Here is a 17,004-nt window from a genome sequence, read left to right as displayed (position 1 = left end):
CTATGACAAACCTAGCAACGGAGCTACACCATATACGCCGGCTAATACGATTAATTTTTCAGGTGCATTTTGCACGACAATCTGCTGACCATCGGCTTGTAATTTCTTCTGCCATGCCAACAAGACCGTTAGCACGGTAGAGTCAAAATCCTGGAGATTGCGGCAATCTATTGCTCTTAATGTCGCAAGATTTAAGAGGCCATCTTTCTCTAACTGCAAAACATTGTCTTGCGTCACCGAAGTGGGTAATAAAAATGGCATCTAATATTTATCTTTGATTGATCTTGTTCGGTCTTTAGTTTGCTGGTTTTGCAGCAGCAAGCTGCTTGTTGCGATCCTGCAAGAACTTGACCAAACCCTCAACGCCATTCTGGCTAATTTGATTGGCAAACTGATTGCGATAAGCCTCAACTAGCCAGACACCCATAATGTTCATGTCGTAGACCCTCCAGCCATTGGCTGTTTTTTCAAGGCGGTAATCAAGCGGTACCGGATCGCCACGACCAATGACTACAGTTTTTACAACCACTTCCTTATCGTCGGGAGCTGCACGCAAAGGCTTAAATTGGATTGTTTGATCACGCAGTTGGCTTAGAGCGCCAGAGTATGTACGAATCAGTAAATTTTTGAACTCAGAAACTAACTGAGCCTGCTGTTCTGCAGTCGCTTTTTTCCAATTAGGGCCCATGGCCATTTCAGTAGTACGACGCATATCGGTATAGGGAACAATTTTCTTTTCTACCAAATCTACAATGCGCGGGATATTCCCCTTTTGAATTTCTGGATCAGACTTTACAGAAGCCATTACATCAGAAACCACCGTCTTAATCAAACCATCTGGCGTGGACTGATCTACTGCCTGAGCAGAGGCGCTGCTAGCCAACAAAAACAAGCTTGATAGCAATGCAGAAAAATATTTTTGAATGGTTTTATGGCTTTTCATGAGTCCTCGATCAACGCTAATCATTGAAGCTCATTTTAGCTCCTTCAGCAAATCCCGTGAGGCTCAGACGTTTTATTGGTAAGGGTTCTCATAAACTGGCATCAGAGGCTCTTCATCGTCGCGCCCCTCATTGATCTGATAAGCACGTCTCTGAATGTAGGCATCCCGCACAAAGCTATATTTATCGATTGCAGCCCCATCTAATAAGTCGCCCGCTTCGTAATAGGTATTACGCGCGTTAACCACACGCAAGCCAGTCAAGCTGTTTCGCAAAGCAACATCTGGCAGCAATCTAAATAGGTAGTCAGACTCTAGGTCAGCGGCAGTACCAAAGGTATCTCGCACATTGCTTGGCCCAAAGAACGGTAGAACTACGTAAGGGCCAGAAGGAATACCCCAAACACCAAAGGTTTGACCCCAATCTTCCTTATGCTTTGGTAGACCCCCTGGAGTTGCCATATCAATTAAGCCACCTAAACCAAAGGTGGTATTGACCACCACCCTCATCAGATCGCTAAAGGCATAGTCGGGCTTGCCCTGCAAAAGATTCTGCAATGCAGTGTAGATATCGCTGTAATTACTAAAAAAGTTGTAAATACCGTCACGCACAAACTCTGGCAAGACAAAACGGTAGCCAGCCACTACTGGCTTGAGTAGATAGGTATCTAAGCCTTCATTGAACTCAAAGACAGAGCGATTAAATGGCTCCCAAGGATCATGCGGGGAAGGCTCTACGCCGGCAGGAATGGAGGCACAACCCACCATGCCCGCTACCAAACTAAGTAGCACGAAACGTTTCAGTTTGACAAGCCACTGCATTATTTTTCAGCGCCTTTGTCTTTACCACTATCGGCAGCCTTGTTATACAAGAACTGGCTAATGAGGTTCTCTAGAACTACTGCAGACTGAGTCTGGGTAATCTTATCTCCAGCAACCAACATATCATCGGAGCCGCCGGCCTCAAGCCCAATGTATTGCTCGCCCAATAAACCTGAGGTCAAAATCTTTGCAGAAGAATCTTTAGGAAACTGATATGCATCCTCAATAGTCATGGTGACAGTTGCTTGGTACGTTTTGTCATCAAATGAGATATTCGCAATACGGCCCACAACCACACCAGCACTTTTTACTGGCGCACGAGGCTTTAATCCACCGATATTGTCAAAACGCGCAGAAATTTTGTAAGTAGGCGCAAACGAAACCGCATTCATATTGCCAACCTTCAATGCCAAAAACAATGCAGCTAACAAACCAATGGCTACAAAGATTCCGACCCAAACATCAATTGCACTTTTTCTCATAAGAGTCCCAGTTTATTCTTTCTAATTCGAGAACATCATCGCGGTGAGCAAAAAATCTAATGCTAAAACCGATAATGAGGAGATCACTACAGTTCTGGTAGTTGCCTGCGATACACCCTCTGGCGTAGGCTTAGCCTCATAACCCTGATACAGGGCTATAAAAGTTACTGCTACACCAAACACCAAGCTTTTAATTAAGCCATTGCCAATATCGGAGAATAGATCCACCCCTCCCTGCATCTGCGACCAAAAGGCGCCAGAGTCGACCCCAATGAGGGGCACGCCAACAAAGTAGCCACCCATTACACCAACCGCCGTAAAAATCGTCGCCAAAATCGGCATCGCAATAATGCCCGCCCACAATCGCGGGGCAATGACACGACTTAGCGGATCTACCGCCATCATTTCCATGGCACTGAGTTGTTCACCAGCTTTCATTAAGCCAATCTCAGCGGTAAGCGATGTACCGGCCCGACCAGCAAATAAGAGAGCAGTGATCACTGGACCCAATTCTCGGGTGAGCGATAAAGCCACCAATAAACCTAAAGCCTGCTCTGAACCATAACGATTCAAGGTGTAATAACCCTGTAAACCCAAAACAAAACCAACAAACAAACCAGAGACCGCAATGATCACAAACGAGTAATTACCCAAAAATAAAATTTGGTCAGAAACTAAACGAGGCCTCTTTAATAACAAGCCAGAACGCCAAATCACTGCAGCAAACATGCGTGCAGCAAGCCCAAGACTGGTTAAGTTTGCACGAATGAAGAATCCAAGATCACCAAAGAGATCCATAGTTTTACGCAGTATGCTCATTTGAGGCTCACCCCAAAATCTTCTTCAAGGCTTTGTCCTGGATAGTGAAACGGCACTGGGCCATCTGGCGAGGCATCTAAAAACTGACGAACAAAGGGATCGGTAGATCGGCTTAATTCTGCCGGAGTGCCTTGTGCACCAATGCGACCATTGGCAATGAAATAGACGTAATCGGCAATCTCAAAAGTTTCCTCCACATCATGCGTAACCAAAAGACTGGTTGCGCCCAGAGCTTGATTCAAATCCCGAATCAAACGCGCTGTAATTCCCAATGAAATCGGATCCAAGCCAGCAAAGGGTTCGTCATACATGATCAATGGAGGGTCAAGTGCAATTGCTCTTGCTAATGCAACTCGGCGTGCCATGCCACCGGAAATTTGAGCCGGCATTAAATCGCGTGCGCCACGCAGACCCACTGCATTGAGTTTCATGAGTACTAAAGAGCGTAAAAGCGCTTCACTTAAATTCGTGTGCTCACGTAAGGGAAAGGCGACGTTTTCAAAAACACTGAGGTCAGTAAAGAGTGCACCAAACTGAAAAAGCATACCCATACGACGACGAGCAGCCATTAATTGGGCACCGTTCATTTTGCCAATGTCATAGTTTTCAAATAATACTTGCCCAGACTGTGCAGTGAACTGACCACCAATGAGTCTGAGAATAGTCGTCTTGCCGCAACCAGAGCCACCCATCACGGCAACTACTTGGCCGCGACGGAACTCCATATTGAGTCCGGATAGAATTTGCCGCTCGCCAGGGGCATAAGAGAAGTTGACGTCCTTAATTGAAACGACAACTTCGCCATGGCCACCGCTAGAGGTTTTTTGCTTTACTTCCACCGAGTTGGCGTGGCCACTGTTCATATCCTCGATATTATCGTGGCAGAACGGATGACCCCATTAAATACTCGTCTACTGCATGGGCAGCTTGACGGCCTTCACGAATCGCCCAAACCACTAAAGACTGCCCACGACGCATATCGCCAGCAGCAAATACCTTGGGAACATTGGTTTGGTAAGCATTTTGGCCATCAACAGTAGCTTTTGCATTGCCACGAGCATCTTTTTCAACACCGAAGGCATTGAGAACTTGGGCTGCCGGGGATACAAAGCCCATGGCTAAGAACACTAGATCGGCCTTAATTTCGAATTCAGAGTTTGGCATTTCTGTCATCTTGCCGTCTTTCCACTCCAAGCGCACACAGATCAACTTCTCAAGTTTGCCGTCCTTACCCTCAAAACGCTTAGTCGCAACAGACCAATCGCGCTCACAACCTTCTTCGTGCGAAGAGGATGTGCGCAATTTAGTTGGCCAATATGGCCATACCAAAGGCTTATTTTCAGTCTCCGGTGGCTGCGGTAGCAATTCAAACTGGGTAATCTTGGCAGCGCCATGACGATTAGATGTTCCTACGCAATCAGATCCAGTATCACCGCCACCGATCACGACCACATGCTTACCAGCTGCAGAAATTTCATTTTTCAAATCACCTGCATTTTCTTTATTCTGTGGAATCAAGAAATCCAAGGCATAGTGAACACCCTTCAACTCACGACCAGGCACTGGTAAATTACGGGGCTGCTCTGATCCACCACTAATGACAACGGCATCAAAATCTTTCATCAACTGATCAGGTGAAACTGTTTTTGTGGAGTAATTTTTTACTTCAGCACCAATCGCCTCTTTACCAACAAATACACCCGTCTCAAACTTCACACCCTCAGCTTGCATTTGCTCTACACGACGGTCAATCAGCCATTTTTCCATTTTGAAATCAGGAATGCCGTAGCGCAATAATCCACCGACACGATCATTCTTTTCGAATACGGTGACATCATGACCAACGCGCGCCAATTGCTGCGCAGTCGCCATACCAGCAGGTCCACCACCAACGACAGCAACTTTTTTACCCGTTTTAGTTTTAGGTAACTGTGGCTTAACCCAACCATTTTCCCAGCCCTTATCAATAATGGCGTGCTCGATAGACTTAATACCAACTGCATCGCTATTGATTCCCAGAGTACAGGCAGCCTCACAAGGCGCAGGACAGATACGGCCAGTGAACTCAGGAAAGTTATTGGTGGATTGCAAAACATCTAATGCATTCTTCCAGTCATCATGAAATACCAAATCATTGAAGTCAGGAATGATGTTGTTTACAGGACATCCGTTATTGCAAAACGGAATGCCGCAATCCATGCAACGTGCACCTTGCACCTTAGCCTCGTCATCTGTCAGTGCCGCAACAAACTCTTTGTAATGATGGAGGCGCTTAACGGGAGCTTCGTAGGTTTCATCTACGCGCTCAAACTCCATAAATCCAGTGACCTTACCCATATCGAATCCTCAGTATCTTTTCTTAATATCTATATTGATTAAGCTGCAATAGTTTTGTTTTGTGCTTTCTCCCACAACTCACCTAGAGCACGCTTGTACTCAGTAGGCAGCACCTTCACAAAGCGACCGCGAGCATTTTCCCAATCGGCTAAGAGTGCTTTTGCACGCTCTGAACCAGTGTGGCGGAAATGACGCTCGATCAAGCCCTTCAGAATTTGCTCATCAGTCATACGCTCGCCACCATCCTTCACATCAACAGGGGCATGCCACTGTGATTGAGGCATCTTGGCAATCTGCTCAGCGGAAGGCAATACTTTTTCCAAAGTTGCCATGCTGGTATTACAACGCTTCTCAAAGAGACCATCTTCGTCATAAACATAAGCAATACCACCGCTCATGCCTGCCGCAAAGTTACGACCAGTTGCACCCAACACCACTACAGTGCCACCAGTCATGTACTCGCAACCATGATCACCCGTACCCTCAACAACAGTTGTAGCGCCAGAGTTACGAACTGCAAAACGCTCGCCAGCAACGCCGTTAAAGAATGCTTCACCACCGATTGCTCCGTAGAGAACGGTATTACCAACAATGATGTTCTTGGATGTATCGCCACGGAATTCATGTGGCGCACGCACAATCACACGTCCACCAGATAAGCCTTTACCAACATAGTCATTACCATCACCAACTAAATCCAAGGTGATACCGCGTGCCAAGAAGGCAGCGAAACTTTGACCAGCAGTACCATTCAATTGAATATGAATAGTGTCATCCGGCAAACCAGCATGACCATAACGCTGAGCGATTTCTCCGGAGAGCATTGCACCAACAGTACGGTTCACGTTCTTCACAGGAACTATGAAGGAAACTTTCTCGCCACTTTGTAATGCAGGCTCACTCTTCTCAATCAAGATATTATCCAGCGCACTACCTAAGCCATGCTCTTGAGTCAAGATCTGGTAGCGGGGAGTATCTTTAGGCACATTAGGCTCAGCAAAAATCTTACTGAAATCTAAGCCATGAACTTTCCAGTTCTCGATACCTTTGCGTGTATCCAAAAGATCAACGCGCCCAATTAAGTCATCAAACTTACGAATGCCGAGTTGAGCCATGATCTCGCGTACTTCTTCAGCAATAAAGAAGAAGAAGTTCACAACGTGTTCTGGCTTACCAGAGAACTTTTTGCGCAATTCAGGATCTTGTGTAGCAACACCAACTGGGCAGGTATTCAAATGACACTTACGCATCATGATGCAACCTTCAACAACTAATGGCGCCGTTGCAAAACCAAACTCATCTGCGCCCAATAAAGCGCCGATCACTACATCGCGACCGGTTTTCATTTGGCCATCGGCTTGCACACGAATACGACTCCGCAAACCATTGAGCACCAATGTTTGTTGAGTTTCAGCCAAGCCTAATTCCCATGGAGAACCAGCGTGCTTAATAGAAGAGAGTGGTGATGCACCTGTACCACCATCATGTCCAGCGATCACTACGTGATCAGCTTTCGCTTTAGCAACACCGGCGGCAACCGTACCGACACCGACTTCAGAAACCAATTTAACAGACACGTCAGCCGCTGGGTTGACGTTCTTTAGATCGTGAATTAACTGGGCGATATCTTCAATCGAGTAAATATCGTGGTGCGGTGGAGGAGAAATCAAACCAACACCTGGCACTGAGAAGCGCAGCTTACCGATGTAATCAGAAACCTTACCACCAGGCAATTGTCCGCCTTCACCAGGCTTCGCGCCTTGGGCCATCTTGATCTGAATTTGATCAGCAGAGCGCAGATATTCAGTAGTCACTCCAAAACGACCGGAGGCAACCTGCTTAATTCTGGAGCGCAATGAATCACCGTCTAACAAAGGGATGTTTGCTTCAACAACATCGTCACCCAAAATGCTCGCTAAGGTTTCGCCTTTCTTGATTGGGATACCTTTGAGTTCATTCACATAACGGTTTGGATCTTCGCCGCCTTCACCGGTATTAGACTTGCCACCAATCCGGTTCATCGCAATTGCCAAAGTAGCATGCGCTTCTGTAGAGATAGAACCTAAAGACATCGCACCGGTTGCAAAACGTTTAACGATTTCTTTAGCAGGCTCTATTTCGTCCAATGGAATCGCTTTCACTGGATCAATCTTGAATTCAAACAAACCGCGCAAGGTCATCTGACGCTTAGTTTGGTCATTAATCAGATTGGCATACTCTTTATAAGTTTGATAGCCCTTATCAATACCGGCACGGGTGGAGTGCTGCAACTTCGCAATCGTATCCGGAGTCCACATGTGGTCCTCACCACGGATACGGAAGGCATATTCACCTCCAGCCTCGAGCATGTTGGTCAAAACAGGATCATTACCAAATGCAGACTGATGCATGCGCAAGGCTTCCTCAGCCACCTCAAATACACCGATACCACCTACGTTAGATGGAGTGCCTTTGAAGTAATGATCAATCACATCCTTATTTAAACCAATCGCTTCAAAAATCTGTGAGCCGGTATAGGACATGTAAGTAGAGATACCCATTTTGGACATTACTTTTTGTAATCCCTTACCAACCGCTTTCACAAAATTCTTGACCGCTTTTTCTGCCGACAGGTCACCAGACAAACCTTTAGCCATCTCAGCCAAGGTTTCCATTGCTAAGTACGGATGAACCGCTTCAGCACCATAACCAGCCAAGAGTGCGAAATGATGTGTCTCACGCGCGCTACCAGTTTCAACTACGAGTCCAACACTGGTACGCAAACCTTTTTCAACCAAGTGCTGATGAATGGCTGAAGTTGCCAATAATGCCGGAATAGCCACATGCTGCTCATCAACCTGACGATCGCTCACGATCAAGATGTTGTAACCAGAGCGAACAGCATCAGCAGCCTCAGCACACAAGGATGCTAGGCGAGCTTCAATACCAGCCTTGCCCCAGGATGCTGGGTAGCAAATATCCAACTCATATGAGCGGAACTTACCGTTGGTGTAGTGACCGATATGACGAATCTTGGTCATATCGTCGAAATCTAAAATCGGCTGATTCACTTCCAAGCGCATTGGCGGATTGATATTGTTGGTATCCAACAAATTCGGCTTAGGTCCAATGAAGGACACCAAAGACATCACCATGTTTTCACGGATAGAGTCAATCGGCGGATTGGTAACCTGTGCAAATAATTGCTTAAAGTAGTTATACAGTGGCTTGTTCTTATTAGAGAGTACGGCTAGTGGGCTATCGTTACCCATCGAGCCAATTGCCTCTTCACCATTCATAGCCATTGGTGCCATGAGGTACTTGATGTCCTCTTGGGTATAACCAAAAGCTTGTTGACGATCTAATAATTTTGCCGCAGGTCGAATAGTATTTTTCTCATCTACTAAATCTGCCTTGCTGGCATCGACTTCATCGAGCTTCACACGTACTGCATCGATCCAGCTCTTATATGGCTTGGCTTTAGAGACGGCATCCTTCAATTCGACGTCATCAATAATGCGGCCTTGCTCCATATCAATCATGAACATCTTGCCCGGTTGCAAGCGCCATTTTTGAACGATCTTGCTTTCTGGAATTGGCAAAACACCAGCCTCAGAGCCCATGATGACTAAGTCATCATCTGTGACGTAATAACGCGCTGGACGTAAACCATTGCGATCTAGGGTAGCACCAATCTGGCGACCATCCGTAAAGGCCATCGCTGCTGGGCCATCCCATGGCTCCATCATTGCGGCGTGGTACTCATAGAATGCGCGACGATTTTCATCCATCAATGTGTGCTGTTCCCACGCCTCTGGAATCATCATCATCATTGCTTGTGCCAATGGATAACCTGACATGACTAATAACTCTAGACAGTTATCAAAACAGGCTGTATCAGATTGACCTGGATAGATGAGTGGCCATAATTTTTTAAGATCATCACCAAGTACTGGGGAGCTGATTGCGCCCTCTCGTGCATTGACCCAGTTGACGTTGCCTTTAACAGTATTGATCTCCCCGTTGTGCGCAATCATGCGATATGGATGAGCCAACTCCCAAGCAGGGAAAGTATTTGTGGAGAAACGCTGATGCACTAAAGCTAATGCGGATACAGTGCGAGAGTCTTGTAAGTCTTTGTAATACGCGCCTACCTGGTTAGCCAATAGCAAACCCTTATAAACAATGGTGCGAGCTGACATCGATGCAACGAAATATTCTTTACCGTGCTTCAGATGCAAATCTTGAATTGCATGGCTTGCAGTTTTACGAATCACATACAACTTACGCTCAAGTGCGTCGGTAGTCATGATGTCGCGGCCGCGACCAATAAATATCTGACGAATGAATGGCTCGGTCATTTGCACTGTTGGAGACATTGGCAGCTTTACATCAACCGGAACATCCCTCCAACCTAAAACAACTTGACCCTCCAAGCGAACTGTACGCTCTAGCTCTTGTTCACAAGCTAGACGCGATGCCTGTTCTTTTGGCAGGAAAATCATTCCAACGCCGTATTCACCAAATGGCGGTAACTCTATACCTTGCTTTGCCATCTCTTCGCGATATAAGGTATCCGGCACTTGGATCAAAATTCCTGCGCCGTCGCCCATCAGCGGATCAGCACCTACAGCACCCCGGTGATCTAAGTTCTCCAGAATTTGCAATCCTTGAGCAACAATCTCATGTGACTTCTTACCCTTGATGTGGGCAACGAATCCTACGCCGCAAGCATCATGCTCATTTTGTGGATCGTAAAGACCCTGTGCGATTGGACGAAGGTCTGTATTCATGTGTGTAGTCATAGTATTTCCGCTTGCCCTAAGGGCCTGATTACTTTTGGAGGATCTAATATAGGGGAATACCCATATTGAAGCAATAGAAATAAAATAACTCTGTCCCATTTAAATTAGGGAGGATCCGAATGGAATCGCTATAAAAGGGACATAGTCATAATATGCTGGCGATTAGGCTAGAGGCAAAACATCTTATATAAGCTCTAACTTATTGAATTAGTTGAAATTAATTTTTTAGGTCGCCCACGACGCCGTATTAATACCTGCTCAGGATTGTCTTTAAATAGCTTTTTTGCATAAGCATCGCTTATCCACGGCTTAGATCTCACCAAAGCCTCGGTAATTTGGCGATCTTCCCAGTGAGGCGCACCCTCTTTCACAAATGCAGCCCAAGTCATTTGCCTCTCGAAAGGAGTATTACCCAAGCTCCAAAAGTGCTGATGGTCAACCAGCCAAGGCTCTGCATTGTCGCCAATGTGGGAAGCAAAACTAGTCCATGTCGAAGCCTGTGAGCTTGATTCAAAACCAGATCTCACAGGATTGAGTTCAATGAAGCGTTGGCAGCGTAAAAAATACTCTGGATCTATTAAGGAAGAGCGATAGCGTCCCTCCCAAATTGTTCCCGACCGCCGCTGCTGCTGATTGAAATACTGGGCATAACGCCTACCTAGGGATTGCATTGTTTTTGCAAGCGAGTCTGCATTCTGGGGGGTCATTAAGAGATGCACATGATTTGGCATCAAGGCAAATGCATGTACCGAACAAGCAAATTGTTTGGCAGCCTCTCTTAACCAATCTAAATAGATGCGGCGGTCAGCATCACCAAAAAAAAGTATTTCTCGATTATTGCCGCGGACCATGACATGCATCGCTTGACCGGGAATGATGGTGCGCGCTTGCCTTGCCATTACAAAAACGAACTACTGCAGTTCGCGCACACCGCCATTATTTGAAAATTCAGGGATAAACCAATCACCATCCACTTGGGTAACGCCCGCAGGCACTTCGCGTGCTTGTTGTGGCTCATCCCTCAAGGCAGTACTCATATAGGAGATCCACATTGGTAAAGCGAGGCCCCCACCAGTTTCACGATCACCCAAACTTGCAGGCTTGTCAAAGCCAATCCAAGCAATTGCAACTACCTTCGGGTTATATCCCGCGAACCAAGCATCGTGCGACTCATTGGTAGTACCTGTTTTACCAGCGATATCATTCCGGCCTAATTTTGCTCTCGCACTGGCTGCAGTGCCGGTTTTCGTAACTTCTTGCAGCATACTGTCCATCACAAAAGAAGTTCTTGCATCTAACACGCGGGGAGCATCTTCACGCGCATGAGTAGGCTTGGCCTCGAACAGTACCGCGCCTTTTGAGTCTGTCATCTTATTAATTAAGTAAGGATCTACACGATAGCCCCCATTAGCAAAAACACTGTAAGCAGATGCCATTTGCAAAGGTGTGACGGAGCCTGCACCTAAGGCCATTGTCAAATAAGGTGGATGCTTCTCTGCTTCAAACCCAAAACGTTGAATATAGTCTTGAGCATAAGATGGCCCGATAGTACGAATTAGTCGCACTGAAACCAAGTTTTTTGATTTTGCTAATGCAGTGCGTAAACGCATTAAACCCTCATACTTGCCATCGTAGTTCTTTGGCTCCCAAGCTTGACTCCCTGTTTCTAGGCCGCCTATAGATAGCGGGGCATCATTCACCATCGTGCTTGGAGAAAAGCCTTTCTCGATCGCTGCGGCATAAATAAATGGTTTGAAAGAGGAGCCCGGTTGGCGCTGGGCCTGAGTGACGTGATTAAATTTATTTCGGCGGAAATCAAAGCCGCCTACTAAAGAGAGGATCGCACCCGTCTCGGCATTCATTGAAACAAAGGCAGCTTCAACTTGAGGTAACTGCGCCAACTTCCAGACCCCACCCTCGGAAAGCAGTCTAACGATTGCACCAGGACGCAAACGTTTTTTTGGTTGAGTGCTATCAGTTAAAGCGGCGGCGGCAAGCTTCATACTCTCACCCTTTATGGTGATCGTATCCCCAGTAGAAATCATTACCTGCATTTCTTTTGGCTTGATATCGAGCACAACGCCGGACTGCAAATCATCCAATTGCGGGTAAGCCAACAAAGCTTCATCAATTGCACGTTGACGTTTCACTGTATCTTCTGGCAAATCAATGAATCCCTCAGGACCACGATATGCGTGACGTAAGTCGTATTCAAAAATACCGCGTCGTACCGCTTTGTACGCGGCATCTTGGTCCGCCTTCAAGATTGTGGTGTAAACATCTATTCCCTGCGAATAGATTGCCTCGCCATACTGCGCAATCAGAAGCTGACGAACCATCTCAGCAGGAAAATCTGCGCGAGTACTAAATTCATTGCCAAGGCCGCGGATATGTAATTCTTCAGCCATGGCGATTTGATATTGCTCAGGCGTGATGTACGATAAATCACGCATGCGCTGCAAAATATATTCCTGTCGAATTTTGGCACGCCGGAAATTGCTCACAGGGTTATATGCCGATGGTGCTTTTGGCAAGCCGGCCAACATCGCTGATTCAGCGATCGTAATGTCTTTTAACTCTTTACCAAAGTAGATTTGGGCTGCACTAGAAAATCCATAAGCTCTTTGCCCCAAAAAGATCTGATTCATATAAATCTCCAGAATCTTATCTTTACTTAATTGGGACTCAATTTCCCAGGCTAAGAGAACCTCGTAAATCTTACGACTGAAAGTTTTCTCATTACTGAGGAAGAAGTTCCGTGCCACCTGCATTGTGATGGTTGAGGCACCTTGGGAAAGATTGCCGCGTAAATTGGTGAGCGTAGCTCTCAGGATGCCGACGTAATCCACTCCACCATGAGAGTAAAAGCGATCATCTTCAATGGCTAAAACTGCATTGCGCATACTCATTGGGATTTCGTTTAAAGGAATTACCTTACGGCGCTCCTCCCCAAACTCCCCAATTAGAACTTTGTCAGCTGTATAGATACGCAATGGTGTTTTAGGGTTGTAATCAACCAGTGCCGAGATCTTGGGCAAATTCGGCTTGGCTATTAAAAAAGCATAGCCCAGCAACAGTGTGAATATCACTGCAAAGAACACGCCGATAACCAACATCGCCTTAATCAGGGGATTGCTTCCCGATTTTTTGGACGAGAAACGCTCCGCTCTTTGCTGACCGGGACGTCTATCAGGCTGTCGGTTAAACCTCCCGTTTAAGGGCGGCTTGTCTTTTGGGGGTAGAGCCATAGCCTCAAATTATAGGGTGCTTACGTAATTCCCTTTCTAAGGCCAAAACTTCCCCTTGAAATACCCGCTTAGCACTTTTCTTACAGTCAATTCTGCCTTGCCTGATCGTTTTTCACACCCACAGAAAGAACAATATGGCATGCCACCACGCCATATTTCTCCCCAGTCTTTTGATGACATTCTGAGTGAACTGGGAGATGACCCCGCCATTCCAGATCCCCATGGAATTCGTAAAACCGCCCCTCCACTCGGGATGGATGCATCGCCCCAAACTAAGACTACAAAGCCCTCTTTTTCTACCAAGCCACTCCAAGTAAAGGGGCTTAATTTCAGTCCTATTTGGATCTTTGGTGGAGCCTTATTAGTCTGTGGAATTAGCCTCTTTTTTTTCTTTGAATCCAATCAGTCTGGGGCTGAACAGCAAATACACGCCCTTCAAAGTCAATTTTTAGCTCTTAAAGAAGAATTGGAATCCTCTCAAAACGCATGGCGTGCTGAGCGAGACGATCTATATGAAGTAATAGATGAAATAGAAGTGAGTATTCACTCAATTGAGATAAAACCGCCAATACAAGTCGCTCAAAGCAAGCCTGCCACTATCCCGTATGAAGCAGAGCTTGGTCGCTGGAGGTATTTAGGTATCACTCGTATGGGGACTGCAGAGCAGGCTTTTTTTCACACCGGCAAGTCTACGAAGATGGTGGGCAAGGGGAACCTGGCATTAGGGGAATGGCGCCTAACTCAAGCCGAAAAAGAGCTGGCTATCTTGACTCATCTCAAAGGCAAATCCATCACCTTTAAATCCACCAAATCAGAGTGACTCCATTGAAGATCTTACAGAAACCGCGCGGCACTTTACTCCCCCTGACACTAGTTTTTTTACTCAATTCGGCTCAAGGCCACTTCCCTGAAGCGAGCGCTCCAAACACTCTTAAAGAGGGTCGCATTAGTCTTCAATTTAGCCAAATTGAAGTAACTGAACTTTTGCAGGTTTTAGCCAAAATGGGTAATACCAACTTTCTCCTAAGCGAATCTATTCAGGGCAAAATCTCGGTCGACCTCAAGGACACACCTTGGCAAACTGCTCTACATTCCATTCTTGCTAGCAGAGGATTGCGCCTTGTCCGCAATGACGATATTTACTGGATAGGCCCTCATGCAGAAATTCAAAGCTTTCAAAAATTTCGTCGGGAGGATGCTGCCCTACCTTTTGGGGGCGATCATATTAATAGCCCACGCCAGATCCTCATAGAGGCTCGCATTGTCGAAGCTGATCAGCGCTTTGCCCGAGAACTGGGTATCAAGTTGGGGTACCAAGCCAATGGCATTGGCAATCGCCCAGACCAAAACGCAAGCGCAAACCTTGATCTCTCAGGCACTGGCTTGGCTGGATTCAACCCAGCCACCTTGGCTGCCACCCTGGTTTCTAAGAATGCGGCCCGACTCTTGCAAATGGAGCTCTCAGCACTCGAGTCCGATGGCCAGGGCAAGATTCTCTCGAACCCCCGCATCATGACTGGCGATCAGGTTAAAGCCACGATTGAGCAGGGAACCGAACTACCCTACCAAGTCAGCTCTCAAAGCGGGAGTAAATTGCAGTTTCGCAAAGCCAATTTACGCCTAGAGGTGTTGCCCAAGATCCATCCAGATGGAAAGATCTCCATGTTAGTGGGGATCAATAAAGACACCATTGGCATGAAAACTGAACAGGGCTATGCAATTGACACCAAAAATCTCAGCTCTGAGGTCACCGTTGAAAATGGGGGTACGGCCATTATTGGGGGCATCTTTCAAACCACAGAACGCGATGACGAAATCAAAGTTCCGCTCCTAGGCGATATTCCATTGATAGGGCATTTATTTCGCCATAAATCTAAATTAGCAGATAAAACTGAACTATTAGTCTTCTTAACTCCCACTGTACTGGACAAACACTAATAAAATCAAAGGGTGAAATCTTCATCCAACAATATCTTTCTCATTGGCCTGATGGGCGCTGGAAAGTCGACCGTCGGTAAGTTGCTGGCCAAAAAATTAGGGCGCCGCTTTTTAGATGCCGACCATGTGATTGAAGATCGTTGTGGAGTCAAGATTCCCGTCATCTTCGAAATGGAAGGTGAAGATGGATTTCGTAAACGTGAGGCTCAGGCCATCAGTGACATCACAGCCGAACATGATCTCATTTTGGCAACCGGCGGCGGCGCTGTACTCCTGCCTGAGAATCGTCAGCTCCTCGGCGAGAGAGGGACAGTAATTTATCTCCACGCTAATCCCATGGAGCTGTGGCATCGCACTAAAGGCGGTGAAGGTAGGCCACTACTTAAGAATGGTGATGCAAAAAAGATTCTAGAAAACCTCTACGCTATTCGTGATCCTTTGTATCGCGAAATCGCTGACTATATTATTGAGACTGGAAAACCCAGTGTCAATCAGCTAGTCAACACTTTAATCATGCAACTCGAACTCTCCGCATAAATTTATCCATGAAAACACTAGAAGTTGATCTAGGCAATCGCAGCTACCCCATTCATATTGGTACAGATTTAATAGATCAAGCAGAATTATTTAGCGCCTGTGAAAAAGCAACATCGATTTATATTGTCACTAATACGACTGTTGCCCCTTTGTATGCAGAACGCCTTACCAAGACCTTAGAGAAACTAGGCAAGACCGTCAGAACAATTGTCTTGCCTGACGGAGAGTCTTATAAGGACTGGAAAAATCTTCAGTTGATTTTTGATGACCTCCTCAAGTTTGGTGCTGATCGTCAAACTATGTTGGTGGCTTTAGGTGGTGGCGTTATTGGAGACATGACCGGCTTTGCCGCTGCAAGCTTTATGCGCGGCATTCGCTTCATTCAAGTCCCAACAACCTTACTGGCTCAGGTGGACTCCTCAGTTGGTGGAAAGACGGGCATTAACCATCCACTTGGGAAAAATATGATCGGGGCTTTTCATCAGCCAGTAGCAGTGATTGCTGATCTCAATACCTTGAAGACATTGCCTGCACGCGAACTGTCTGCAGGCCTAGCTGAAGTAATCAAGCATGGTGCGATTGCAGATGCTGAGTTCTTAAATTGGATTGAAGTAAATGCAAAAGCTTTGCTGGCCTGCGACACCACTGCAATGGCACATGCAGTCTTACGCTCTTGCGAAATCAAATCGGCCGTAGTGTCAGCCGATGAAAGAGAAGGTGGTATTCGTGCCACATTGAATTTCGGGCATACCTTTGGCCATGCAATCGAAGCAGGTATGGGCTATGGCGAGTGGTTACATGGTGAAGCTGTTGGCTGCGGTATGGTCATGGGTGCAGATCTCTCAAGACGCCTGAACTTCATTACTCAAGATGAGGCCAACCGCCTAACTCAAATCATTCAATCCATGAATTTGCCAATAACACCACCCAAGTTTGGCGCACAGCGTTATATGGAATTAATGCAAGTGGATAAAAAGACTGAGGGCGGACAAATTCGCTACGTCGTTTTAGAGAAGATTGGCAAAGCTCAAATTAAAAGTGTTCCCGATGATCGGGTTATTGAAACTCTAACAGCGACTGGAGCAGTTTGATTTCCT

Annotated in this window: 14 protein-coding genes; 4 read left to right on the top strand and 10 right to left on the bottom strand. The window is 46.4% G+C overall.

Features of this window, described 5'->3' with window-relative positions; genetic code table 11:
• The 10 genes from ICN27_RS00670 to ICN27_RS00625 all read right to left on the bottom strand — a co-directional run bounded on the left by ICN27_RS00670 (nt 1) and on the right by ICN27_RS00625 (nt 13,432).
• A complete protein-coding gene (locus ICN27_RS00670) occupies nt 1–261 on the bottom strand; it encodes a lipid asymmetry maintenance protein MlaB (protein WP_216268580.1) in 261 nt (86 codons plus the stop codon).
• A 34-nt stretch (nt 262–295) separates the two neighbouring features.
• Nucleotides 296–943: a phospholipid-binding protein MlaC gene (locus ICN27_RS00665; protein ID WP_216268579.1), complete on the bottom strand. Its 648-nt coding sequence runs from the start codon at nt 941–943 to the stop codon at nt 296–298.
• 72 nt (nt 944–1,015) lie between these two features.
• On the bottom strand, nt 1,016–1,762 hold the full coding sequence (locus tag ICN27_RS00660) for a VacJ family lipoprotein (RefSeq protein ID WP_216268578.1): 747 nt from the start codon (nt 1,760–1,762) through the stop codon (nt 1,016–1,018).
• Nucleotides 1,762–2,244: an outer membrane lipid asymmetry maintenance protein MlaD gene (gene mlaD, locus ICN27_RS00655; protein WP_215308724.1), complete on the bottom strand. Its 483-nt coding sequence runs from the start codon at nt 2,242–2,244 to the stop codon at nt 1,762–1,764. Before mlaD ends, ICN27_RS00660 begins: the two co-directional genes overlap by 1 nt.
• Nucleotides 2,245–2,265: 21 nt before the next feature.
• Nucleotides 2,266–3,042, bottom strand: coding sequence for a lipid asymmetry maintenance ABC transporter permease subunit MlaE (mlaE, locus tag ICN27_RS00650; RefSeq protein WP_216269213.1), 777 nt, complete (start codon nt 3,040–3,042; stop codon nt 2,266–2,268).
• Between the two features lie 17 nt (nt 3,043–3,059).
• Nucleotides 3,060–3,926: an ABC transporter ATP-binding protein gene (locus ICN27_RS00645; protein ID WP_216861210.1), complete on the bottom strand. Its 867-nt coding sequence runs from the start codon at nt 3,924–3,926 to the stop codon at nt 3,060–3,062.
• A 10-nt stretch (nt 3,927–3,936) separates the two neighbouring features.
• The gene (locus ICN27_RS00640; protein ID WP_216268577.1) at nt 3,937–5,400 is read right to left on the bottom strand and encodes a glutamate synthase subunit beta; all 1,464 of its coding nucleotides are present in this window, start codon (nt 5,398–5,400) and stop codon (nt 3,937–3,939) included.
• Between the two features lie 38 nt (nt 5,401–5,438).
• Complete coding sequence (locus tag ICN27_RS00635; RefSeq protein WP_216268576.1) at nt 5,439–10,184, bottom strand: glutamate synthase-related protein; 4,746 nt, start codon at nt 10,182–10,184, stop codon at nt 5,439–5,441.
• Between the two features lie 194 nt (nt 10,185–10,378).
• Nucleotides 10,379–11,083, bottom strand: a complete 705-nt coding sequence (locus ICN27_RS00630; protein WP_216268575.1) for a transposase — start codon at nt 11,081–11,083, stop codon at nt 10,379–10,381.
• Nucleotides 11,084–11,095: 12 nt separating this feature from the next.
• The gene (locus ICN27_RS00625) at nt 11,096–13,432 is read right to left on the bottom strand and encodes a penicillin-binding protein 1A (protein ID WP_216268574.1); all 2,337 of its coding nucleotides are present in this window, start codon (nt 13,430–13,432) and stop codon (nt 11,096–11,098) included.
• A 55-nt stretch (nt 13,433–13,487) separates the two neighbouring features.
• Between ICN27_RS00625 and ICN27_RS00620 the strand changes: the two genes are divergently transcribed.
• From ICN27_RS00620 to aroB, 4 genes are read left to right on the top strand one after another with little or no spacing between them, the layout of a single operon-like run.
• Nucleotides 13,488–14,252, top strand: a complete 765-nt coding sequence (locus ICN27_RS00620) for a hypothetical protein (RefSeq protein ID WP_216268573.1) — start codon at nt 13,488–13,490, stop codon at nt 14,250–14,252.
• A 5-nt stretch (nt 14,253–14,257) separates the two neighbouring features.
• Nucleotides 14,258–15,370 carry a secretin and TonB N-terminal domain-containing protein gene (locus ICN27_RS00615; protein ID WP_255534912.1) on the top strand — a complete coding sequence of 371 codons (1,113 nt, stop codon included), beginning with the start codon at nt 14,258–14,260 and terminating at the stop codon, nt 15,368–15,370.
• A gap of 51 nt (nt 15,371–15,421) precedes the next feature.
• The gene (locus tag ICN27_RS00610) at nt 15,422–15,907 is read left to right on the top strand and encodes a shikimate kinase (RefSeq protein ID WP_215310259.1); all 486 of its coding nucleotides are present in this window, start codon (nt 15,422–15,424) and stop codon (nt 15,905–15,907) included.
• Between the two features lie 8 nt (nt 15,908–15,915).
• Nucleotides 15,916–16,998: a 3-dehydroquinate synthase gene (aroB, locus tag ICN27_RS00605; protein WP_216268572.1), complete on the top strand. Its 1,083-nt coding sequence runs from the start codon at nt 15,916–15,918 to the stop codon at nt 16,996–16,998.
• The last annotated feature ends 6 nt before the right edge of the window (nt 16,999–17,004 follow it).

The organism is Polynucleobacter sp. Nonnen-W13 (genome assembly GCF_018881735.1).
Taxonomy (GTDB): domain Bacteria; phylum Pseudomonadota; class Gammaproteobacteria; order Burkholderiales; family Burkholderiaceae; genus Polynucleobacter.
This window is presented reverse-complemented; position numbering and strand designations above follow the sequence as displayed.